This window comes from Leisingera sp. NJS204, assembly GCF_004123675.1.
Taxonomy (GTDB): domain Bacteria; phylum Pseudomonadota; class Alphaproteobacteria; order Rhodobacterales; family Rhodobacteraceae; genus Leisingera.
On the sequence record NZ_CP035417.1, the window covers coordinates 828111 to 849921 of the forward strand.

Below are 21811 nucleotides of genomic sequence, written 5' to 3' on the forward strand. Positions count from 1 at the left end.
CTCCGCGAGGGAGGATATTGCCAGACTATGGAGGCAACCAGATGAACCCCGTGAAACCAAAAAAGAAGCAGGCCGCACAAGACGCACTGGAAGCGCTGGAGCAAGCCTTCGCCTATTACACCCCGGAACCGCTGCCGGCGGTTGAGGAGGCTGACCCCGGCGAATGGGTGATCGAATACTATCAGGCGGCTTGAGGTTCATAGCGGTTGAGCTTGCTGCTGCCGCCGCATAGACAAGGGCCATGCCCCTATTGCTGCTGCTTCTCCTCGCCGGTGTGTTCGGCTATTTCCTGTGGCGCCGCAGCGCCTCCGGTCTGACCCGGAATTGCCGCTGGCGCCAGCAGCGCGCCAAAAGTCAATGGCGCTGCAGCTATTGCGGCGCGGTTGCGCCGGGCGGGGAAGCCCCGCGGATCTGCGGCAATCCGCAGCGTAAGCCCTAGGGAAACTCTCCCGCGCCCGCAGGCGCACCGGCTGCGCCGGAGCGCCTTCCGTGCGGCCTTGGGCCCGGCACCGCGCCAAGGCGCGGTGCCGGGCCCAACTGCGGCGGGGCTTTGCAAAGCCCTTGAAACAGGCGGGAGCGCACCGGTCTGCCGGTCTGCTGCAGGCATGGCAAAGAAAACACTTGAACGACTCAGGCACATGCCCGATATGGACGCCCAAGACGCCAACGCACGCGCCTCTGGCGAAAGGGGTTACGCCCCTACGGTTACGTAGCGACGGTAACGTCTCTGACAGAACTGAGCGGTCATATATGGCCGGGTCTTTTGGAGATGACCATGAACGCAAACGTAGCCGGGCTGGCTGCCCGTAATTGCGAAACTGTATCCCGCACTTCGAGCTTCATCGCCGCAAGCCGGTTCGAGCGGCCGACATTGGTGGTGGACGCCGAAGCGGTTGCCGCAAAATACCAAGCATTGGCCCGCGGGCTGGGCCGCGCCCGCATTCACTATGCGGTCAAGGCCAATCCGGCAGCTGGCATTCTTGAGCGGCTGGTGCAGGAGGGATCCAATTTCGACGCGGCCAGCCGGGCGGAAATCGAAATGTGCCTGGCGGCGGGGGCCGCGGCCAGCCGGATCACCTTTGGCAACACCATCAAACGGCCTGCCGACATTGCCTTTGCCCACAGCATCGGCATCACCCATTTTGCCGCCGATGCGCGTGAGGAGCTGGATAAGCTGGCTGCCCATGCGCCGGGTGCCAAGATCTGCCTGCGGCTGATTGTTGAGGCCAGCGAAGCCGATTGGCCGCTCAGCCGCAAATTCGGCTGCACGCCGGAAAAGGCGCTGAAGCTGATGGATTATGCTGCCGCCCGCGGCTTGCAGGTCGAAGGCCTGTCTTTCCATGTCGGCTCGCAAACCCGCGAACCGCAGATGTGGCAGGGCACGCTGGAGCAGGTGGCGCGGGTCTGGCGGCAGGCGCATGAGGCAGGCCATAAGCTGAACCTGCTCAATATCGGTGGCGGTTTTCCGGCCTCTTATGGTTCGGACATGATGCCGGCCGAAGATTACGCCCGCGCAGTGATGGCGCAGGTTGGCGCGTATTTCGGCGATGTGCCGGAGATCATGGCCGAACCGGGCCGCGGGTTGGTGGCCGAGGCAGGCGCCATTGCCGCCGAGGTGCTGCTGGTCTCGCGTAAGCATGACGATGACTTGCACCGTTGGGTCTATCTCGATATCGGCATGTTCTCGGGTTTGGCCGAAACCATGGGCGAGGCGATCCGCTACCGGATCACCACGGACCGTGACCACGAGAACACCGGCCCCTGCATTCTTGCCGGACCTTCCTGCGACAGCGCGGATGTGCTGTACGAGCGCAAGCCCTACCAGCTGCCGCTGGGGCTGAGGGGCGGGGACCGCGTGGTGATCCATTCCTGCGGCGCCTATACCTCGACCTATGCGTCGGTCGGCTTCAACGGCTTCCCGCCGCTGGATGTTGTGGTGATCTGACGGTTGTGATGCGGCCGGGTGTTCCGGCCGTTGCGGCGGGGCTTGCAAGCCCGCGGCGATGCGGTCTTGATGGGGCAAACAGACAGGAAGGCTTGCCCCATGACCGACATACCCGCAGCCCCCGCCGATGCGGAGGCCCGCCGCGCCGTCCAGCCCGTGGTCTGCTATCCCAACGAGACCCTGCCTAAGCCCGATCTGGCACTGTATCATCAGGCCCGGCTGGGCGCAGTGAAAACCGGCGAGGTGCTGGCGCAGCCCCGCGAAGCCGCTTGTTTTGAGGTGCCGGCCGGGCATTTCTTCCGGATCAGCTCAGTGGAGGGGCCGCAGGTCGGCGACCTTAACCTGTGGAACAGGAACGACCTGAGCGAGCGGTTCTATTCCGGCAAGACCCGTGCCTTGCATGGCACCCATATCACCACGGGCGAGCGGATGTGGACCAGTTTCCCGCATCTGCGCCCCATGGCCACGATTACCGCAGATACCTTGGGCTGGTACGGGATCGATGATTTCGGCGGCTCGGTGCATGACGTGATCGGCACCCGCTGCGATCCTTACACCGGCAACCTGCTGGCCGGCAGCCAGTACCACCACTGCTGCCATTCCAACCTGACACGCGCATTGGCGGAACATCTCGGCCTTTCCCTGGCGGAGGCGGAACCGCATGTGCATGACGTGCTTAACGTCTTCATGTGTACCGGCTTTACCCGGGATACCGGCCAGTACTTCATGAAGGCCAGCCCGGTGCGGCCCGGTGATTATCTGGAGTTCTTTGCCGAAATTGATCTTCTCGGCGCCCTCAGCGCCTGTCCCGGCGGCGATTGCTCGGCTGAGCATTCCAGCGATACCGCTGCCTGCCATCCGCTGCTGGTCGAGATCTTCGCACCCGCAGCAAGCGCGCTGAAGGGCTGGCAAAGCCCGCCCCGCAATGGTTATGACCGCAGCCATGGCCGGTAGCGGTCAGAAAAGGAAAGCTGCAGTTTCACCGGAAGCGCCAATATTGGCGTGAATTCTGGGGAGATAGGGATTTTCTGGAATGCAGCGGCGTCACACGCGTTCAGCCTTAAGGGCACCATGAGGCAATGCAGGCAGAGAATGCATTCAAAGTGGCTCTTGGCCGCATTGGTCAAAAATTCAGGCTGGCAATAAAAAGGGCAGAGGAAAACCGCTGCCCTTACTTTTTAATGAATTAAAGCGACATCAGGAAAATGCGGCTTCCAACGCAATTTCCACCATGTCGCCAAAGCTGCGTTCCCGCTGATCGGACGGCAAGGCTTCGCCGGTGCGCAGATGGTCAGACACCGTCAGCACTGCCAGAGCCCGGCAGCCATGCCGGGCCGCAAGCGTGTAAAGCTCTGCGGCTTCCATCTCCACGCCGAGAATGCCGTGACGCACCATCTGTTCATTCAGATCGGGGCGCTCGTCATAGAACACATCTGACGAGTAGATGCCGCCGATATGTGTTGCGCCATCACGTTTCGCCGCAGCTTGCGCCGCCGCCTGCAGCAGGCCCCAATCAGCGCAGGGGGCAAAGTTCAGCTCCCGGAAGATGCCGCTGGAGGGGCTGTTCAGAGTGCTGGCAGTCATCGCCAGAATCACTTCGCGGACCTTGACCCTGTCCTGCATGCCACCGCAGGAGCCGATGCGGATCAGCGTCTTGGCGCCGAAATCACGGATCAGCTCATTGACGTAGATCGACAGCGAGGGCATCCCCATGCCGCTGCCTTGAATGGTCACCGGATGCCCGTTCCAGCTGCCGGTGTAGCCCAGCATGCCGCGCACTTCGTTAACCAGTTTGGCGTCTTTCAAAAATGTCTCAGCAGCCCATTTCGCCCGGTAGGGGTCGCCAGGCATCAAAACAGTTTCCGCAATATCGCCTTTTGCAGCGCCAATATGAATGGTCATGGTTTTGCTCCGCGGTCAGGTTCAGATTTCCAGGTCGGAAATATCCATACCTGCAGTCAGCGCAGCATGCACCCAATGCGGTTTGCGGCCGCGGCCGGTCCAGGTTTCGTCATGGTTGCTGGGGTTGCGGTATTTGGGGGCCGCTTTGTTTTTCTTTACGCCCTGGCGCGAAGCACCGGCGATTTCGTCCAGGGAGAAGCCGTATTTCGCAGCCGCTTCTTCAGCCGCTTTCAAAGCTTCCTGGCGTTCGCGCAGTTCTGCTGTGCGCAGCGCTTCTTCCACATCGCTTTGCAGCTGAAGAAGTTCTTTTCTGGTCATTGCCGAAAGATCGAGGGTCATTCTGCACTCCACATTAAATGACATACCGGAAGCCCCGGTATGTCATTCCTTATGGCGCAAATGCCAGACGCGTTTCAGCATCTTTTTGGAAATTCGCGGAAAATTGCCTAAGAAAGATCAATTTGCTGCAATTTCCGGTGGCCTTGCCAAGTTCACAATGTCGCTCATAATTGAATTGAGCTCAAAGTCTTTGGGGGTGTAAACGCGAGCCACGCCCATGGTTTTCAACCTTGCCGCGTCGTCATCGGGGATGATCCCGCCGACAATCACCGGGATGTGGCCAAGACCGGCCTCTTGCATCCGGCTCATCATTTCCTCGACCAGCGGCAGGTGGCTGCCGGACAGGATCGACAGGCCAACCACATGGGCGTCGTCTTTTTGCGCGGCTTCGACCAGCTCTGCCGGGGTCATACGGATGCCGTCATAGGTGATGTCCATGCCGCAATCGCGGGCACGGAAGGCGATTTGTTCGGCGCCGTTGGAATGGCCGTCCAGCCCCGGCTTGCCAACCACAAATTTGATCCGGCGGCCCAGGACGTCGCTGACCGCATTCACCGCATCGCGCAGGTCGTCCAGTCCTTCGGTCTTATTGGAAACGGACGCCGACACGCCGGTCGGACCGCGGTAGGTGCCGTGGACCTTGCGCATCTCCTCGGCCCATTCGCCGGTGGTGACGCCAGCCTTGGCAGCGGCGATGGACGGCTCCATGATATTGGCGCCGCTTTTCGCCGCAGCCCGCAGGGCGGCTAGTGCAGCTTCGACCGCCGCAGTATCGCGTTCAGCGCGCCAGGCGTTCAGGCGGTTGATCTGCTCCTGCTCGACTGCCGGGTCCACAACCATGATGCCGCCGTCTTCGGTCTGCAGCGGCGAAGGCTCGCCCTCGGTCCATTTGTTGACGCCGACCACAACGGTCTCGTTCTTTTCAATCCGGTTCAGACGCTCGGCGTTGGAGTCGACCAGGCGGCCCTTCATGTACTCGATCGAGGCGACGGCGCCGCCCATCGATTCCAGGTTGGCCAGTTCGGCCCGGGCGCCGTCCTTCAGCTCTTCGACCTTGGCATCCACCGCCGGGTTGCCATCGAACAAGTCGCCATACTCCAGCAGATCGGTCTCATAGGCCAGAATTTGCTGCATCCGCATCGACCACTGCTGGTCCCAGGGGCGGGGCAGGCCAAGTGCTTCGTTCCAGGCGGGCAGCTGCACCGCGCGGGCGCGGGCTTTTTTCGACAGGGTCACCGCCAGCATCTCGATCAGGATGCGGTAGACGTTGTTTTCCGGCTGCTGTTCGGTCAGGCCCAGCGAGTTGACCTGCACGCCATAGCGGAAGCGGCGGAATTTCGGATCGCCCACGCCGTAGCGGTCGCGGCAGATCTCATCCCACAAATCGACAAAGGCGCGCATCTTGCACATCTCGGTGACAAAGCGGATGCCCGCATTCACAAAGAAGGAGATCCGCCCGACCATCGCCGGGAAGTCTTCCGGCGCGATGCGCGGCTTCAGCTCGTCCAGAACCGCCTGGGCGGTGGCCAGTGCAAAGGCCAGCTCCTGCTCCGGCGTGGCACCGGCCTCCTGCAGGTGGTAGGAACACACGTTCATCGGGTTCCACTTGGGCACGTTGGTATAGCAATACTCGGCCACATCCGCGATCATCTTGAGGCTGGGTTTGGGCGGGCAGACATAGGTGCCGCGGCTCAGGTACTCCTTGATCAGATCGTTCTGCACCGTGCCCTGCAGTTTGGCGACATCCGCGCCCTGTTCCTCGGCCACCGCGATGTAAAGCGACAGTAGCCAGGGCGCCGTCGCATTGATGGTCATCGAGGTATTCATCTGCTCCAGCGGGATCTGATCGAACAGCGCCCGCATGTCGCCCAGATGGCCGACCGGCACGCCGACCTTGCCCACTTCGCCGCGCGCCAGCACGTGGTCGCTGTCATACCCGGTCTGTGTCGGCAGGTCGAAGGCCACCGACAGGCCGGTCTGTCCCTTGGCCAGGTTGGCGCGGTACAACGCGTTGGACGCCGATGCCGTGGAGTGGCCGGCATAGGTGCGGATCAGCCAGGGGCGGTCTTTTTGCATCTGCGGCATGTCGGGCCTCGCGAGTCAGTGTGGCGGTAATTTTATTTCGTCACGCAGATGTAAACTGCAATTTTCGACCCATGTCAATTCGCTGCGTTGCGGCATTTCCCTTAGCGGTATCAATTTCTTCAGTTTCTCCAAAAGGTAGATTGCGGCAAAGCCGCCTCCCGCATAGGGTCCGCGGTATTTATATCTAATTTTCATTGAGGGCATTATGGCTGAAACCAGCAGGCTGACCGAATTTGACGGGTTGCGCGCCATTGCCTTGCTGTCCGTCGTTCTGTTCCACTACTTTCAGCGTTTTCCAGAATTCTACCCCTATGGGGACAGCCTTCTGCCCGTGGCGGGTTACGGCTACCTTGGTGTTCACCTGTTCTTTGTCATTTCCGGTTTTGTCATTTCGGTCTCGCTCAGGTCCGGAAGCGGCTTGCACGTGTTTCTGTTCAAGCGCCTGCTGCGGCTGTGGCCGCCTCTGGCGGTCTGCGCGGTCATCACTTTTATGGCTATGCACCTCGTCGACAGCGCATTCAGCAACTCTGTGCAGACCGGCTTCAGCGGCTTTGCGGCATCGCTAAGCTTTATCCCCCCAGCCTTCTGGCGGTTCAATTTCGGCTTCGACGGCTACATAGACGGGGTGTACTGGACATTGACCTGTGAAGTGCTGTTTTACCTCTGGGCGGCGGTTTTGTTTGCAGTCTTCGGGCCCCGCCGGTTTGCCGAAGGTGCAGCCCTGGTGCTTTTGGCCGGGCAATCTGTCTTGTTAGCGGCGGACTTCATTTTTCCGGACCTTGTGCCTTTGCAACTGAACATGCTGCTGCTCGTGGGCTACGCGCATTTGTTTGCGGCCGGTGTCCTTTTTGCCCAGGTATACAGCCATGGCGCCTGCACCCGTACGCTTGCGCTGCTGGGGGCAAGTTTTGCGGTGGCGCTGGGCATGGCGCAGGACACGGGAGAGGCTGCAATACTGACGCTGATCTACCTGATTGTTTCCGCCTGCGCCTGGCGCCTGCCTGCGGCGCGGCTGCTGGGATGGCGGCCTTTGTCCTGGATCGGGCTGGTCAGTTATTCGGTTTATCTGCTGCACAACAATATCGGTATCACGCTGTTGTCCCTGTTACCCCCAGGCCTGCCCGGCGCGGTGTATCTTGCCAGCGCTGCGGGGGTGCTGGGCGGGATAGTGCTGCTGTCCTGGGGTGTCTTCACCTGGGTCGAGAAGCCCTCGCAATCTCTTGCCAGACGATTGGGTGCGTGGTTCCAGGAGCCCAGACCGGCGGATGTGCCGGACGGCCTGCAACGGGAGTAATGCGCGGCAGCATTGCGGCAGGACCGGTGCGCGCCTTCAATTTCCCTTGTAACACCCTGCGGCCTGCGCAACTGTCCTGATATGACGCAAACCGTGGAAATTCCGCTGTGGTTATTCATGCTGATCGTGGGCTTCGCCGCGGTGACTTTTGCCTCGCATTTTCTGTTTCCTTCGGTGCGCTGGTTTTTCCGGCGGCGTCTGGAGCGCGCGGTGGCGCGGCTGAACAAGCGGCTTGAACGCCCGATTGAGCCGTTCAAGCTGGCCCGGCGCCACGACATGATTCAGCGGCTGATCCACGATCCGCAGGTCGCGCAGGCAGCGGCGGATCACGCAGCGGCAGAAGGTATTCCCGAAAACGTGGCGTTTGAACAGGTGCGCCGCTATGCCCGCGAGATCGTGCCCGGGTTTTCCGCTTTTGCCTATTTCGGCCTCGCCATCCGCGCGGCGCGGCTGTTGTCCAATACGGTCTACAGGGTGCGGCTGGGCCATCAGGACGAGGCGGCGCTGCGCGCCATCGACCCAAATGCAACGGTGGTCTTTGTGATGAACCACCGTTCGAACATGGACTATGTGCTGGTCACTTATCTGGCGGCGGATCGCACGGCGCTGTCTTATGCGGTGGGGGAGTGGGCGCGGGTCTGGCCGCTGTCACGTCTGATCCGGGCGATGGGCGCCTATTTTATCCGCCGCCGTTCGCGCAATGATCTCTACCGCAAAGTGCTGGCCTCCTATGTGCGGCTGGCAACCCGCGGCGGATCCACCCAGGCGATGTTTCCCGAAGGGGGCCTAAGCCTGGACGGTGCCATTGCTGCACCCAAGCTGGGCCTGCTGAAGTATATTGTCGAAGGTTATGACCCGGAGGGGCGCGATGTGGTCTTTGTGCCGGTGGCGTTGAATTACGACCGGGTGCTGGAAGACAGGATCCTGACCTCTGCTGCCAAGGATGGCGATCGCAGGTTCCGGGCCCGCATCGGCCTGGTGGCGCTGCGGCTGCTGCGGCTGTTGTGGCTGTGGATGACCGGGCGTTACCACCGTTCGGGCTATGCCGGAGTGAACTTTGGCCGCCCCCTCAGCCTGGCCACGTTTGGCGCCGGGCGGGACGGGGACATGACCAAGCCGCTGGGGCGTGAATTGATGGCACGGATCAGCACCATTGTCCCGGTTCTGCCGGTGCCGCTGATTGCCGCCATCCTGCAGCAGCACGGTCCCCTCAGCCGTGCCGCGGTTGAGCATCAGCTGGCGGATCTGATTGCGGCGATGCCGCTGGCCCATGTCCACATGCCGCGGGAAAACCTGGCCTATGCCGCGGACGCAGGGCTGAGGCAGCTGGCGCGGCGCGGTCTTATCACCGAGAACAACGGGCGGTTCAGCCCGGTCGCGGCGCGGCGCGATCTGCTGGCCTTCTATGCCAATTCGATCCGCCACCTGTTGCCTCGAAACGGTCCGAACGCGGATGGCGGCGACGGTTTTTCTGCACCTGCCAAGGACAATGCTGCATCTGCAGGGTCATAAAGTTACCCATACTTGCCAAAAGAGGTTGCAATATTACCTTCTCAATCCTATCCCTCAGGTAACCGCTGCGATTCTGCACCGCGGCAATTGACAGGATGCAAAGGAGGCCATCATGGCATTGGATACCCAGACTGACGTCATGTCGTACGAGGCGCCCGAGAAAGATCTCTATGAGATGGGCGAAATGCCCCCGATGGGATATGTGCCCAAAAAGATGTACGCATGGGCGATCCGCAAGGAACGCCACGGCGAGCCGAACACTGCGATGGAGCAGGAAGTGGTCGACGTGCCCGAGCTGGACAGCAACGAAGTGCTGGTTCTGGTGATGGCGGCGGGCGTCAACTACAATGGCGTCTGGGCCTCCCTCGGCACGCCGATCTCACCCTTTGACGGCCACAAGGCGCCTTATCACATTGCCGGTTCCGATGCTGCCGGCATCGTCTGGGCGGTCGGCTCCAAAGTCACCCGCTGGAAAGTCGGCGACGAGGTGGTGATCCACTGCAACCAGGACGACGGCGACGACGAGGAATGCAACGGCGGCGATCCGATGTTCTCGACCAGCCAGCGGATCTGGGGCTATGAGACCCCGGACGGTTCGTTCGCTCAGTTCACCAATGTGCAGGCCCAGCAGCTGATGCCGCGCCCCAAGCACCTGACCTGGGAAGAAAGCGCCTGCTACACGCTGACGCTCGCCACCGCTTACCGGATGCTGTTCGGCCACGAGCCGCATGACCTGAAGCCGGGCCAGAACGTGCTGGTCTGGGGCGCTTCGGGCGGCCTGGGGTCTTATGCGATCCAGCTGATCAACACGGCCGGCGCCAACGCCATCGGCGTGATCTCGGATGAAAGCAAGCGCGACTTTGTCATGGGGCTGGGCGCCAAGGGCGTTCTGAACCGCAAGGACTTCAATTGCTGGGGACAAATGCCCACAGTGAACACCCCCGAATACGCTGCCTGGTTCAAGGAAGCGCGTAAATTCGGCAAAGCGATCTGGGACATCACCGGCAAAGGCGTAAACGTCGACATGGTGTTCGAACATCCCGGCGAGAGCACTTTTCCAGTCTCGACTTTCGTCTGTAAAAAGGGCGGCATGGTTGTGATCTGCGCGGGCACCACCGGCTATAACCTGACCTTTGACGTGCGCTACATGTGGATGCATCAGAAACGTTTGCAGGGTTCGCATTTTGCCCATCTCAAGCAGGCCGCGTCTGCAAACAAACTGATGGTCGAGCGCCGCCTGGATCCCTGCATGTCCGAAGTCTTTACCTGGAACGATCTGCCGGAGGCGCATATGAAGATGCTGCGCAACGAGCACCTTCCCGGCAACATGTCGGTACTGGTTCAGGCGCCGAAGACCGGCCTGCGCACCCTTCAGGATGTGCTCGACGCCAAAGGCTGATTTGCCGGCGCGTCCAGGATGGACTGAAATCTCCCCGCGAATCACATATGTGCTTCGCGGGTTTTTTTGTAATTTTATCCGTTTCAGGAAGTTAACCGCTGCGCCCTCCCTATTTCTGGGGAGGCGCGGTTCGCAGGCCGCGAAATTATGTTGTTGGTGTTGCGCTCCCGGCGCAATACCCGCGCAATCGGATGCCTGGCAGCAGTAAACTGCCCAAACCCTTGAGGTTGTCATTGACCGCACAAAGCCCCGCACTGCAAAAGAACAACAGTTGTCTGCAACGAACCCCGAGACAGCCTTGCTGGTTGTGAATAGCCGGATCGGGCAGGCTCTGGACTGAACTGGTATACGGCAATGGCACATAAGGCAGAGTTGGACCGCATTCTGGAGGCGCTTGACGCCACCAAGACCCTTGACGGGCTGCAATTGATTATTGACCAGGTGCGCGGCGTGTTCGGGGTTGATCATGCCATGTATCACTGGGTCGACAGCGCCGGCGACCACTACCATTTCGGCACCTATCCGCAGGCTTGGGTCGAGCGCTACCAGGAAATGGCCTATGTGCGGGTCGATCCGGTGGTGGCCGGCTGCTATCAGCGGTTCCACCCGGTTGACTGGAAGCGGCTGGACTGGTCGCCGAAACCGGCTCGCGAGTTCCTGAAAGACGCGCTGGAGCATGGGGTCGGCAACCAGGGCTACTCAATTCCGATCCGCGGGCCGAACGGGCAATTTGCGGTGTTTACCGTCAGCCATAATTGCGACGACGAGACCTGGGAAAAGCTCACGGAACGCTGCAGCCGCGATATGATCCTGATGGCACATTATTTCAACCGGAAGGCGCTTGAGTTTGAGCCCAGCCGCAGCCCGGAGCAGGCTCAGCCGCTGTCGCCGCGTGAAGTGGACGCCCTGACATTGCTGGCTATCGGTTACAGCCGTGCACAGGTGGCAAAAACCCTGTCAATCTCCGAGCACACGCTGCGTGTCTATATTGAAAGTGCCCGGTTCAAGCTTGGTGCAATCAATACGACGCACGCCATTGCCCGGGCCATGACACTCGGTTTTATTGTAGTTTAACGTCAGAGTGTGACGGTCTTTGTAAATACACTCTGAAATTGCATTTCGCAGGCGTAATCTGTCCCCACTGATCTACCAGAAGGGGACTAATCAATGCTTCGCTATATCTACGGCCATGATCTTCACAACCATGCAGACCTTGCACACACAATGTTCCGCGACCGTGCGGATCAATTCCAGGCCCGGCTGGGCTGGGAGGTGCAGGTGGACCGCAAGGGGGAGGAGCGCGACCAGTACGACCAGCTGGATCCGCTCTATGTGGTCTGGGAAATGCCGGATGGCAGCCATGGCGGCTCGATGCGGTTTCTTCCGACCACTGGCCCGGTGATGGTCAATGACGTCTTTCTTGACCTGGCCGGCGGGGTGCCGATCTGCAGCCCGCTGATCTGGGAATGCACCCGCTTCTGCCTGTCACGCGACGCGGGCGTCAATGTGGCGGGGGCGCTGACCCTGGGCGGGGTCGAGATCATGCGCAATTTTTCCGTCGCGCATTTCGCCGGGGTCTTTGACCGGCGCATGGTGCGGATCTACCGCAGCCTCGGCTTCAGCCCGGACATCATCGGCACCCAGGGCGAAGGCCGTGAACGGATCTGCCTCGGCCTGTGGGAATACACGCCTGAGGTCTATCTGAACGTCGCCTCCAAGGCCGGGATTGCCCCTGATCTGTCGCAGCTCTGGTTCGATCGGTCCTTTGGCAGTGCCAGTGCAGCAGCACCCATGGCTCTCACCGGCTGATTGAGGCGAAATCCGGGGCCGGATCCTCTGGCGGACCCGGTCCCGCGGCTGTAGGGTCGCGCAATGACAGCTCTGCCCGTACAGTTCTCCGACGACCAGGCCACCGCTTTTGACAGCGTGACCGAACTCCTGCGCAAGGCAGGGGTGGATCTTGATGACGGGTTGCTGCACCCGCCCCGCGGCGACGCCGGGGTGATGGCAGTGATCGGCAAGGCTGGATCGGGCAAGACGCTGCTGCTGGCCGAGCTGTACAAGGCGCTGGAGCAGGCCGGGGTCGAGGTCGTCTCCGGCGACTATGAAAGCCGCAAGAAGAGCGACGACCGCCGCACCCTGGCGATCCTGGCGCCAACCAACAAGGCCGCCAGCGTGCTGCGCCTGCGCGGCGTGCCCGCGACCACCATTCACCGCATTCTTTACACACCGGTCTATGACCCGGAATACGAACGCATCGCTGAATGGCTGGCGGGGCAGGGGGACAAGCCCGAGATTGAAGGGCTGACCGAGGAAGCCCTGGCCCGCGCGGCTGCGTTCTTTGAGAAAAACAAATCGATCCCCGGCGCCCTGGCGGCCGCGGGCCTGCGCGGCTCGGACTTCATCACCGGCTGGAAACGGCGTGAGGAGCCACTGGACATCGGCTTTGTCGACGAAGCCTCGATGCTGGACGACCGCCAGTTCGAGGACCTGAAGGAGATTTTCCCCAATCTGGTGCTGTTTGGCGACCCGGCGCAGCTGGCCCCGGTCAATCAGTCAGGCTCAATGGTGTTTGATACGCTGCCGGAGCCGCAGCGCCTGATCCTGAACCGCATCCACCGGCAAGAGGCTGGCAATCCGATCCTGGATCTTGCCCACGCATTGGCCGACCCGGAGCTGCGGTTCGAGGATTTTGAGCGGATGATCGAAGACACCGCCCGGCGCGACGACCGTGTGGTTTGGGGCCAGCGGGTTGAGGTTGACCTGATGGCGCGCTCACCGGTGCTGGTATGGCGTAACAACACAAGAATCCGGCTGATCAATGCCTTCCGGAATGTCCACGGCGCTCCGGAGGATGCGCTGATCGCCGGAGAGCCATTGATTTGCGACGGTATCGAACTGCCGATGAAACACCGCAAGAAACGCTTGGATCTGGAGGCCCGCGGGCTGATCAAGGGCGCCCAGGTGATCTTTCTCGGCGCCGGCCGTAAACCCGGATTCTCCCGCTTGCATGTGATGGGGGCCGAGGATCCGCAGGTCTCTGCGGCCTCTATCGTGAAAATCGAAAAGCCGGACGAGGAAGAGCCGTTCATCCCCTACGCCGCCCGCATGGGCGCCACTTTCCTGCATGGTGCGGCGGTGACCATCCACAAGGCGCAAGGCTCGCAATGGGACACCACTCAGGTGTTTGCCCCGGATATCTATGCCGCCGCCCGCATGGGCCGGGTCGAAGCAGGCCAGCCGCTGTGGAAGCGCCTCGCCTATGTGGCGATCACCCGGGCGCAGGAGCGGCTGATCTGGGTGGTGCGCAACCGATTGGCCAAACCGTCGGGCCCATTGCAGGTGGATGACCTGAAGGCGGTGCCAGCCGCCGCGCTGACGCTGGAGACGCAGGAGAATACCCCGGCATGAGCAAATCCATCCTGATCACCGGCGCCAGCTCAGGCATCGGCCGTGCCGTCGCAGAACTGTTCCTGACGGAAGGCTGGCAGGTTGGCCTGCTGGCGCGCCGCGCGGACAAGCTGCAGCAGGTGGCACAGGGCCGCACGGGCGCCCATGTGCTGCCAGCGGATGTGACCGACCCGGCGGCTGTGGATCATGCGGTGAACAGCTTTGCCATGGCGGCGGGGCGGCTGGACGTTCTGTTCAACAACGCTGGCATCTTCACCCCGCCCGGCACCATTGATGAAATCCCGTTGGAAGACTGGTTTGCCTCCGTCAATGTGAACCTCACAGGCATGTACCTGACCGCCCGAGCGTGTTTCCGACAGATGCGGCAGCAATCGCCGCAGGGCGGGCGGATCATCAACAACGGCTCAATCGCCGCCCATGTCCCGCGGCCCCATTCGGCGCCTTATGCGGCCACCAAGGCAGCGATCACCGGCCTCACCAAAAGCCTGTCACTGGACGGCCGCCCCTTTGATATCGCCTGCGGCCAGATCGATATCGGCAACACCAGGACCCCGATGGTCGAAGACCTGAGCCAGCGTCACGCCGTCGCCAACCCTGGTGCCGAACCGATGCATACATTTGCGGTGGAGGATGCAGCAAACTCAGTGCTGCATATGGCAAGTTTGCCGCTGGAGGCGAATGTTCAGTTCATGACGGTGATGGCGGCCAAGATGCCCTATATCGGCCGCGGCTGATGTCTCCCGCCCGTCACCGGCGCATTGGATATGCGCCGCTCCCGTCGGGCGTGGCGCTGCGCTGGCGCGCTGCGCGCCTCCGGCGGGAGTACTTCCGCAAAGAAGGACCAGGGGGCTTCTTTCTGGTCAAAATACCCCGGGGTGAATTGGCCGTACGGCCAAGAGGGGCAGGCCCCTCTTACCGGTTCCGAAGCAGGCTGAAGGCCGCGGAGGCGCCCCAGCCGGAGGCGATCGCAATGGCCAATGCCATCAGGCCATAGAGAAACGGTTGCTCGCGGGACATCGAAAACAGGAACCGTTCCAGCCCCACTTTGCGCACATCGATTGTGGTCTCGTAACTGGACACAACCTCGCCGCCGCGGGTCAGAAAGATGCGGGTCTGGTAATCGCCTTCAGTCAGGTCCGCCGGCATTTCGATGGCGGTGCGGAACAGGGTCTGCTCATCCACTGCGACAGTGTTTTCCCGCAGCGAGTAGAGCCCGTTGTCCTCGCGGATGCGCACCACCGCGTCAGCAAAGGACTGGGCGCCGCGGATGTGCATTGCCGCACCGACCGATCGGATGGCCCGTTCGATGGACACCCGGAAACGCAGATCTTCGGTATCCGTCAGCACCTGGGCAAACGGTGCGCTGGTGGCTACCGCATAGAAAGCCGGGGCCGAGTCGACCAGCACGCTGTCCACATTGACCCAGATGCCCAGTTTCTTTTCCTTGCGGCGCACCATGACTGCCGGGGCAGGGCCGGACACTGTGACGATCACTTCCAGCGGATCCTCCGACGGGATCGGGCTTTCGCGCTTCACCGCGCCAAAAATCAGAATCTCCGAACCATCGAAAGTGGCGGTGATCGCAACGCGGTCCTGGCTGAGGCCCAGAACAACTTCTTCCTTGGCGGCCTGGGCCGCTGACTGCGGCAGCAGTGCCAGGGCGGCAGCTGTGAGGGCGGACATAAGCAGCTTGCGCATGATCAGTGGCCTCCCGCAGCGCCAAGCGAGTACAGCTCAGCCGGTTGCAGCAGCAGCTCAAGCCCCAGCTTGACGCAGACGATGATCACCATCAGCGCCAGCAGGATGCGCAGCTGTTCGGCCTTGAGGTAGACACCGATGCGGGTGCCGATCTGGGCGCCGATCACGCCGCCGACCAGCAGCAGCACTGCCAGAACGATGTCCACCGTATAGTTGGTGGTGGCATGCAGCATGGTGGTGAAAGCGGTGACCGTGATGATCTGGAACAGCGAGGTGCCAACAACCACTTTGGTCGGCATGCCGAGGATGTAGATCATCGCAGGCACCATGATGAAACCACCGCCGACCCCCATGATCGCGGCCAGAATGCCGACGCAGATGCCGACCAGCACCGGCGGGATCACCGAGATATAGAGGCCCGAGGTGCGGAACCGCATCTTGAATGGCAGCGCATGCACCCAGCTGCGCTGGCGCCGTGCTGCAGGGGCCGCGCCGCCCGCTTTCTTGGATTTGCGGATGGCATTCAGGCTTTCGATGAACATCAACGCGCCGACCACACCCAGGAAGACGACATAGCAAAGCTTGACCAGCAGATCGACTTGGCCAAGCGCCTTGAGGTAGTTGAACACCACCACCCCAAGCGCCGCGCCCATCAGGCCGCCGGCCTGCAGCACAAGTCCCATCTTGATATCGACGGTGCGCCTTCGGAAATGCGCCAGCACCCCGGAAAAGGACGAGGCGACAATCTGGTTCGCTTCCGTGGCCACCGCCACGGCCGGCGGGATGCCGATGAAAAACAACAGCGGTGTCATCAGAAAGCCGCCGCCGACTCCGAACATGCCCGAGAGAACCCCGACCATTCCCCCGAGGCCCAGGAGAAGGAAGGCATTGACCGAGACCTCAGCTATGGGAAGGTATATCTGCATGGTCCTTGTTAAACCGCAGTTCGTTCAGAAATCAATGATCTATGCCGCTCTGCAGCGTGCAGGACTGATTTGACGCATCAAACTGGACTTATCGCTGGGTTTGCGGAACGGGGACAGGCGGGACGCTCCCGCGCCCGCAGGAGATGGCTGCGCCAATCCCCTTGGCGGCCTTGGGCCGGGCACCGCACTGCGTGCGGAGCAACGGGGGCCTGCTGTGACGCCTCTGAGGGGCAGAAAAGGAAACGCCCGGCGCGGGGCCGGGTGTTTCAGCAGGGCAGACGCAGGGCTTAACGCTCCTTGACGTAAGGCTCGCCGCCAGCGCGGGGCGGAATCGCCTTGCCGACAAAACCTGCAAGAATCACCACCGTCAGCACATAAGGCAGTGCGTCCATCGCCTGCACCGGAATGGTGATGCCGCCCAGTTCGATGTTTTGGAACCGCAGCGCGACGGCCTGCAAAAGGCCGAACAGCAGGCAGGCGCCCATCGCGTGCCAGGGCCGCCACTTGGCGAAGATCAGCGCCGCAAGCGCGATGAACCCGCGCCCCGCTGTCATGTCCTTGACAAAACCTGCCTGCAGGGCGGTGGCCAGATAAGCACCGGCAATGCCGCACAACAGGCCGCAGATCATCACTGCCGCGTATCGCAGGCCAACAACCGAGACGCCGGCGGTATCTACCGCCGCCGGGTTTTCCCCCACCGCACGCAGGCGCAGTCCAAAGCGGGTGCGGAACAGCACCCACCAGGTGGCAGGCACCGCCAGAAAGGCGATGTAGACCAGGATTGAATGCCCCGATAGCAGCTCGGAATAGACCGGTCCCAGTCCCGGCACGCCGGACAGGCTGTCGGCAAAAGGCAAGGAGACCGGGCCAAACCGGCCGCCGCTGATCAGCGACGGTGTGCGGCCGCCCTGCTGGAACCAGTCCTGTGCGATCAGCACGGTCATGCCTGCCGCGAGGAAGTTGATGGCCACGCCGGAAATCAGCTGGTTGCCGCGGAAGGTGATCGACGCCACCCCGTGCAGGCCCGCCAGCACCAGCGAGGATCCGATACCGGCCAGCAGCCCCAGCCAGACATTGCCGGTGACGGCAGCGACAGCGGCGGAAAAGAAGGCTGCCATCAGCATCTTGCCTTCCAGGCCGATGTCAAAAATGCCTGCGCGTTCGGAAAAGAGGCCCGCGAGGCAGGCCAGCAGCAGCGGCGTCGCCAGGCGGACGGTGGAATCCAGCAGTTGGATGATCGTCAGGAAATCCATCAGCTCCGCCCCTTCCGCGCCGCCAGGAAGATCTTTTCAAGCGGCATCCGAACCATGTTGTCCAAAGCGCCAGTGAACAGGATCACCAAGGCCTGGATCACCACAATCAGCTCACGCGGGATCGAGGTCCAGAGCGCCAGCTCGGCGCCGCCCTGGTACAGGAACCCGAACAGGATCGCCGCCAGGAATACGCCGAACGGATGGTTGCGGCCCATCAGTGCCACCGCGATGCCGATGAAACCGGCGCCTTCTGTGGCATTCAGCACCAGCCGTTCAGCCTCGCCCATCACATTGTTGACCGCCATCATGCCGGCCATCGCGCCGGAGATCAGCATCGCGATCATGACAGTGCGCACCGAAGAAATGCCGGCATAGCGCGCGCCCGGTTCCGATTTGCCAAGCGAGCGGATTTCATAGCCCAGCGGCGTGCGCCAGATCAGCAGCCAGATAAACAGGCAGGCACCGACGGCAACCAGCAGGCTGACATTGGCCGGTGCCGATTTGGAAAAGCTGATGCCGACCGGGGCCAGCAGCTCATGCAAAGACGGCAGATGCACAGCTTCGGGAAACCGCGCGGTGGCCGGATCCATCGAGCCTTGGGGGCGCAGCACATTGACCAGCACATAGTTCAGCACCGCTGCTGCAATGAAGTTGAACATGATGGTGGTGATCACGATATGGCTGCCGCGCTTGGCCTGCAGATAGGCAGGGATCGCAGCCCAGGCGGCGCCGAAAATCCCGGCGCCGAGGGCGGCAAAGACCAGCGCCAGCGACCAATGCGGCCAGGGGATCAGCAGGCAGACCAGCGCCACGCCAAGCCCGCCCAGCATCGCCTGGCCCTCGCCGCCGATGTTGAACAGGCCTGCATGGGCAGCAACCGCCACCGCAAGGCCGGTGAACATGAAGTTGGTGGCATAATAGAGCGTGTAGCCCCAGCCATAGGTGGACCCCAGGGCGCCATCGACCATCAGTTTGACCGCGGCGACCGGGTCTTCGCCAATCCCGAGGATCACCAGGGCTGACAGGATCGCGGCCAGCAACAGACTGATCAGCGGGATCAGGACCACATCGGCCCATTTCGGCATCTTTTCCATTTACGCGGCCTCCCCCGCGACACCGGCCATCAACAGGCCCAGCTCTTTTTCGTCGGTCTGATCGGCGGGGCGTTCCCCCATGATCATGCCGTCAAACATCACCGCAACCCGGTCCGCCAGCGACAGGATTTCCTCCAGCTCGACCGAGACCAGCAGGATCGCCTTGCCCTGATCGCGCAAGGCCACGATCTGCTTGTGAATGAATTCAATGGCGCCGATATCGACGCCGCGGGTCGGCTGGCCGATCAGCAAAAGCTCCGGGTTGCGCTCAATCTCGCGCGCGACGACGATTTTCTGCTGGTTGCCGCCGGAAAAGCTTTTGGCGGCCAGCCAGGGATCCGGCGGGCGCACGTCGAACTTTTCCATCTTGGCTTCGGTATCCGCCCGCAGGGCGGCATTATCCAACAGCAGTCCGTTTTTGTAGGCCGGATCGCGGTGATAGCCAAAGGCCACGTTTTCCCAAGCGTGGAAGTCCATGATGAGGCCCTCGCGCTGGCGGTCCTCCGGCACATGGCCGATATGGGCGTCCCGCCGCGCACGTGCATCCGCGCCATGGCCTTGAAGCGGCAAAGTGGTGCCATGCAGTTTGATGCTGCCGCTGCCCGCGCGCATGCCGCCCAGAACCTCCAGCAGCTCCGACTGGCCATTGCCGGCAACCCCTGCGATGCCGACAATCTCGCCTGCGCGCACCGTCAGGTTGATACCCTTGACGCGTTCAACGCCGGCTTCATCCACCACCCGCAGGTTTTCAATCTCAAGGATCGGCGCCCCGGGCCGGGCGGGCACCTTATCCACCCGCAGCAGCACCTTGCGGCCGACCATCAGCTCGGCCAGGTGTTCGGGGCTGGTTTCAGCCGTTTTGACGGTGGCTGTCATCTGGCCGCGCCGCATCACTGACACCGTGTCGGTATACTCCATAATCTCCCGCAACTTGTGGGTGATCAGGATGATGGTTTTGCCTTCGGCGCGCAGCCGGTCAAGGATGCGGAACAGCTGATCTGCCTCGGATGGCGTCAGAACGCCAGTCGGCTCGTCCAGGATCAGGATCTCGGCCTTGCGGTACAGCGCCTTGAGGATTTCGACACGCTGCTGCATGCCGACGCCGATCTCGTCGATGCGGGCGTCGGGGTCCACAAACAGCTCATACTCCTCCTCCAGCGCCTTCAGCTCCTTGCGGGCGCGGCGCAGAGAGGGCATCAGCATGCCGCTGTCCTCGGCGCCCAGCACGATGTTCTCCAGAACGGTGAAGTTCTCCACCAGTTTGAAATGCTGGAACACCATGCCGATGCCGGCAGCAATCGCCGCCTGGCTGTCGGGGATCGCAGTCCGCTGCCCCTTGATCCAGACCTCGCCTTTGTCGGCCTTGTAAAACCCATAGAGGATCGACATCAGCGTTGATTTGCCGGCGCCGTTTTCCCCGATGATCCCGTGAATGGTTCCGGGGGCGACGCTGATCGAGATGTCCTTGTTCGCCTGGACCGGGCCAAAGGCCTTGGAGATACCTTTGAGTTCAATGGCGGGGGCGGTCAATCGGGCTCTCCCATGCCTGTAAACCCGATCAGCCGCACCACTTTGCCGTCTTCAAGATCAGCAAAATACTGGCCGCGCACCATGCGCTTGCCATCCTTTTCGAAATCCACCGTGGCGCGCACGTGGCCGTGGTGTTCCGAGACGGCAACCACCTTGGCCGCGGCACCGGGCATCATCGCGCTGAACTGCGCAACATATTCCAGATAGGCATCGCGCCCTTCGATTGGGGCAGGAGAGTTGGGATCGGAGTAGTAAAAACGAGGCCCGATGGCCGCGTCCGTTTTTGAAGCGCGGCCTTCAGGCGTTGGGTCGCCCCAGGCCGCAAACAGAGTGTGAAGTGAATCCGTCATGGCCTGGGGCTTTCTCTTTAGAAGCTCAGCGCGGGGCAGCTGTCATCCGCCATGTAATCGTGCACCTTGATCTCGCCCGAGGCGATCTTGGCGGCAGCTTCATCCACGGCGGACTGCATCTCAGCCGAGACCAGGGAGGCGTTGTGCTCGTCCATGGCATAGCCGACACCGCCATTGGACAGGCCCATGACAGAGAAGCCGGTCTCCATGTCCGCGCCGTCGGTGAAGGCCTCAAACACGGCGTTGCCGACCTTCTTGGTCATCGAGGTCAGCACTTTGCCCGGATGCAGGTGGTTCTGGTTGCTGTCCACGCCGATCGACAGAATGCCTTCATCGGCCGCGGTCTGCAGCACGCCGACGCCAGTGCCGCCTGCCGCGGCATAGACCACGTCAGCGCCTTGGCTGATCTGCGCCTTGGTCAGCTCTGAGCCTTTGACCGGGTCGTTCCAGGCCGCCGGGGTGGTGCCGGTCATGTTGGAAATCACATTGGCGTCCGGATTGGCGGCCTTGACCCCTTCGGCATAGCCGCAGGCGAATTTGCGGATCAGCGGGATGTCCATGCCGCCGATAAAGCCGACGGTGTTCGATTTCGACGCCATCGCCGCCATCATGCCAACCAGATAGGAACCTTCGTGCTCGTTGAACACAACCGAGCGCACATTGTCGCCCTCAACCACCATGTCGATGATGGTGAATTTGGTGTCCGGGTAATCGGCTGCCACCTGGCCCAGGGCATCGGCAAAGGCAAAACCCACCATCACGATCGGGTTGGCGCCGGCCTCGGCAAAGCGGCGCAGCGCCTGTTCGCGCTGGGCTTCGGACTGCAGCTCGATCTCGCGGTAGCTTTCGCCGGTTTCCGCGGCCCAGCGCTGGGCGCCGCCGTGTGCTGCCTCGTTAAAGCTTTTGTCGAACTTGCCGCCCAGGTCGAAGATCAGCGCAGGCTCGGCCAGTGCGGCGCCTGCGGTCAGGGCCAGCGACGCGGCTGCGCCCATCAGCGATTTCATCAGGGTCATCAGGTTAACTCCCACTGTCATTATTGTTGGATGCAGCGGGGGTTCTCCGCTGCCCGGCCC

The 21811-nt window shown here is 61.9% G+C and carries 21 protein-coding genes; 11 read left to right on the top strand and 10 right to left on the bottom strand.

Features of this window, described 5'->3' with window-relative positions; genetic code table 11:
* Positions 1-41 precede the first annotated feature (41 nt).
* The 4 genes from ETW24_RS24165 (at position 42) to ETW24_RS04220 (ending at position 2899) form a co-directional block, all read left to right on the top strand.
* Positions 42-194 (top strand): hypothetical protein, encoded by a 153-nt coding sequence (locus tag ETW24_RS24165; RefSeq protein WP_164982686.1) that lies wholly within the window; start codon positions 42-44, stop codon positions 192-194.
* A gap of 47 nt (positions 195-241) precedes the next feature.
* Positions 242-439, top strand: a complete 198-nt coding sequence (locus tag ETW24_RS04210) for a hypothetical protein (RefSeq protein WP_129369897.1) — start codon at positions 242-244, stop codon at positions 437-439.
* Between the two features lie 336 nt (positions 440-775).
* Entirely contained in the window at positions 776-1945 is a 1170-nt protein-coding gene (locus ETW24_RS04215; protein WP_205877353.1) for a type III PLP-dependent enzyme, read from the top strand.
* A gap of 99 nt (positions 1946-2044) precedes the next feature.
* On the top strand, positions 2045-2899 hold the full coding sequence (locus ETW24_RS04220) for an urea carboxylase-associated family protein (RefSeq protein WP_129369899.1): 855 nt from the start codon (positions 2045-2047) through the stop codon (positions 2897-2899).
* A gap of 243 nt (positions 2900-3142) precedes the next feature.
* Here the strand turns inward: ETW24_RS04220 and deoD are convergent, their stop codons facing one another.
* From deoD to ETW24_RS04235, 3 genes are all read right to left on the bottom strand, one after another.
* Positions 3143-3847: a purine-nucleoside phosphorylase gene (deoD, locus tag ETW24_RS04225; RefSeq protein WP_129369900.1), complete on the bottom strand. Its 705-nt coding sequence runs from the start codon at positions 3845-3847 to the stop codon at positions 3143-3145.
* Positions 3848-3868: 21 nt separating this feature from the next.
* Positions 3869-4186 (bottom strand): H-NS histone family protein, encoded by a 318-nt coding sequence (locus ETW24_RS04230; RefSeq protein WP_129369901.1) that lies wholly within the window; start codon positions 4184-4186, stop codon positions 3869-3871.
* A 117-nt stretch (positions 4187-4303) separates the two neighbouring features.
* The gene (locus tag ETW24_RS04235; protein ID WP_129369902.1) at positions 4304-6271 is read right to left on the bottom strand and encodes a protein meaA; all 1968 of its coding nucleotides are present in this window, start codon (positions 6269-6271) and stop codon (positions 4304-4306) included.
* A 205-nt stretch (positions 6272-6476) separates the two neighbouring features.
* On the opposite strand from ETW24_RS04235, the gene ETW24_RS04240 reads away from it, so the two are divergent.
* The 7 genes from ETW24_RS04240 (at position 6477) to ETW24_RS04270 (ending at position 14621) form a co-directional block, all read left to right on the top strand.
* Entirely contained in the window at positions 6477-7565 is a 1089-nt protein-coding gene (locus tag ETW24_RS04240) for an acyltransferase family protein (protein WP_254695696.1), read from the top strand.
* A gap of 81 nt (positions 7566-7646) precedes the next feature.
* Positions 7647-9077, top strand: a complete 1431-nt coding sequence (locus ETW24_RS04245; RefSeq protein ID WP_129369903.1) for a 1-acyl-sn-glycerol-3-phosphate acyltransferase — start codon at positions 7647-7649, stop codon at positions 9075-9077.
* Positions 9078-9189: 112 nt separating this feature from the next.
* The gene (gene ccrA, locus ETW24_RS04250; protein ID WP_129369904.1) at positions 9190-10476 is read left to right on the top strand and encodes a crotonyl-CoA carboxylase/reductase; all 1287 of its coding nucleotides are present in this window, start codon (positions 9190-9192) and stop codon (positions 10474-10476) included.
* 354 nt (positions 10477-10830) lie between these two features.
* On the top strand, positions 10831-11550 hold the full coding sequence (locus ETW24_RS04255; protein ID WP_129369905.1) for a helix-turn-helix transcriptional regulator: 720 nt from the start codon (positions 10831-10833) through the stop codon (positions 11548-11550).
* 93 nt (positions 11551-11643) lie between these two features.
* Positions 11644-12285, top strand: a complete 642-nt coding sequence (locus ETW24_RS04260) for an acyl-homoserine-lactone synthase (RefSeq protein ID WP_129369906.1) — start codon at positions 11644-11646, stop codon at positions 12283-12285.
* A gap of 63 nt (positions 12286-12348) precedes the next feature.
* Positions 12349-13887, top strand: coding sequence for an ATP-dependent DNA helicase (locus tag ETW24_RS04265; RefSeq protein ID WP_129369907.1), 1539 nt, complete (start codon positions 12349-12351; stop codon positions 13885-13887).
* Positions 13884-14621, top strand: coding sequence for an SDR family oxidoreductase (locus ETW24_RS04270; protein WP_129369908.1), 738 nt, complete (start codon positions 13884-13886; stop codon positions 14619-14621). The genes ETW24_RS04265 and ETW24_RS04270 overlap by 4 nt, the downstream gene beginning before the upstream one ends.
* A gap of 178 nt (positions 14622-14799) precedes the next feature.
* Here ETW24_RS04270 and ETW24_RS04275 read toward each other — a convergent pair whose 3' ends face one another.
* The 7 genes from ETW24_RS04275 to ETW24_RS04305 form a co-directional block, all read right to left on the bottom strand.
* On the bottom strand, positions 14800-15585 hold the full coding sequence (locus ETW24_RS04275; RefSeq protein WP_129369909.1) for a TIGR02186 family protein: 786 nt from the start codon (positions 15583-15585) through the stop codon (positions 14800-14802).
* A 2-nt stretch (positions 15586-15587) separates the two neighbouring features.
* Positions 15588-16511, bottom strand: coding sequence for a sulfite exporter TauE/SafE family protein (locus ETW24_RS04280; protein ID WP_129369910.1), 924 nt, complete (start codon positions 16509-16511; stop codon positions 15588-15590).
* A 287-nt stretch (positions 16512-16798) separates the two neighbouring features.
* Positions 16799-17764, bottom strand: coding sequence for an ABC transporter permease (locus ETW24_RS04285; protein WP_129369911.1), 966 nt, complete (start codon positions 17762-17764; stop codon positions 16799-16801).
* Positions 17764-18858, bottom strand: a complete 1095-nt coding sequence (locus ETW24_RS04290; protein WP_129369912.1) for an ABC transporter permease — start codon at positions 18856-18858, stop codon at positions 17764-17766. The genes ETW24_RS04285 and ETW24_RS04290 overlap by 1 nt, the downstream gene beginning before the upstream one ends.
* A complete protein-coding gene (locus ETW24_RS04295) occupies positions 18859-20388 on the bottom strand; it encodes an ABC transporter ATP-binding protein (RefSeq protein WP_129369913.1) in 1530 nt (509 codons plus the stop codon).
* Positions 20385-20738, bottom strand: coding sequence for a nuclear transport factor 2 family protein (locus ETW24_RS04300; protein WP_129369914.1), 354 nt, complete (start codon positions 20736-20738; stop codon positions 20385-20387). Before ETW24_RS04300 ends, ETW24_RS04295 begins: the two co-directional genes overlap by 4 nt.
* A 17-nt stretch (positions 20739-20755) precedes the next feature.
* Positions 20756-21751, bottom strand: a complete 996-nt coding sequence (locus ETW24_RS04305; RefSeq protein ID WP_129369915.1) for a BMP family lipoprotein — start codon at positions 21749-21751, stop codon at positions 20756-20758.
* Positions 21752-21811 lie beyond the last annotated feature (60 nt).

Coding starts and splice junctions, on each gene's coding strand:
- ETW24_RS24165 (WP_164982686.1), top strand. CDS start 42: ATGAACCCCGTGAAACCAAAAAAGAAGCAGGCCGCACAAGACGCACTG.
- ETW24_RS04210 (WP_129369897.1), top strand. CDS start 242: ATGCCCCTATTGCTGCTGCTTCTCCTCGCCGGTGTGTTCGGCTATTTC.
- ETW24_RS04215 (WP_205877353.1), top strand. CDS start 776: ATGAACGCAAACGTAGCCGGGCTGGCTGCCCGTAATTGCGAAACTGTA.
- ETW24_RS04220 (WP_129369899.1), top strand. CDS start 2,045: ATGACCGACATACCCGCAGCCCCCGCCGATGCGGAGGCCCGCCGCGCC.
- deoD (WP_129369900.1), bottom strand. CDS start 3,847: ATGACCATTCATATTGGCGCTGCAAAAGGCGATATTGCGGAAACTGTT.
- ETW24_RS04230 (WP_129369901.1), bottom strand. CDS start 4,186: ATGACCCTCGATCTTTCGGCAATGACCAGAAAAGAACTTCTTCAGCTG.
- ETW24_RS04235 (WP_129369902.1), bottom strand. CDS start 6,271: ATGCCGCAGATGCAAAAAGACCGCCCCTGGCTGATCCGCACCTATGCC.
- ETW24_RS04240 (WP_254695696.1), top strand. CDS start 6,477: ATGGCTGAAACCAGCAGGCTGACCGAATTTGACGGGTTGCGCGCCATT.
- ETW24_RS04245 (WP_129369903.1), top strand. CDS start 7,647: ATGACGCAAACCGTGGAAATTCCGCTGTGGTTATTCATGCTGATCGTG.
- ccrA (WP_129369904.1), top strand. CDS start 9,190: ATGGCATTGGATACCCAGACTGACGTCATGTCGTACGAGGCGCCCGAG.
- ETW24_RS04255 (WP_129369905.1), top strand. CDS start 10,831: ATGGCACATAAGGCAGAGTTGGACCGCATTCTGGAGGCGCTTGACGCC.
- ETW24_RS04260 (WP_129369906.1), top strand. CDS start 11,644: ATGCTTCGCTATATCTACGGCCATGATCTTCACAACCATGCAGACCTT.
- ETW24_RS04265 (WP_129369907.1), top strand. CDS start 12,349: ATGACAGCTCTGCCCGTACAGTTCTCCGACGACCAGGCCACCGCTTTT.
- ETW24_RS04270 (WP_129369908.1), top strand. CDS start 13,884: ATGAGCAAATCCATCCTGATCACCGGCGCCAGCTCAGGCATCGGCCGT.
- ETW24_RS04275 (WP_129369909.1), bottom strand. CDS start 15,585: ATGCGCAAGCTGCTTATGTCCGCCCTCACAGCTGCCGCCCTGGCACTG.
- ETW24_RS04280 (WP_129369910.1), bottom strand. CDS start 16,511: ATGCAGATATACCTTCCCATAGCTGAGGTCTCGGTCAATGCCTTCCTT.
- ETW24_RS04285 (WP_129369911.1), bottom strand. CDS start 17,764: ATGGATTTCCTGACGATCATCCAACTGCTGGATTCCACCGTCCGCCTG.
- ETW24_RS04290 (WP_129369912.1), bottom strand. CDS start 18,858: ATGGAAAAGATGCCGAAATGGGCCGATGTGGTCCTGATCCCGCTGATC.
- ETW24_RS04300 (WP_129369914.1), bottom strand. CDS start 20,738: ATGACGGATTCACTTCACACTCTGTTTGCGGCCTGGGGCGACCCAACG.
- ETW24_RS04305 (WP_129369915.1), bottom strand. CDS start 21,751: ATGACCCTGATGAAATCGCTGATGGGCGCAGCCGCGTCGCTGGCCCTG.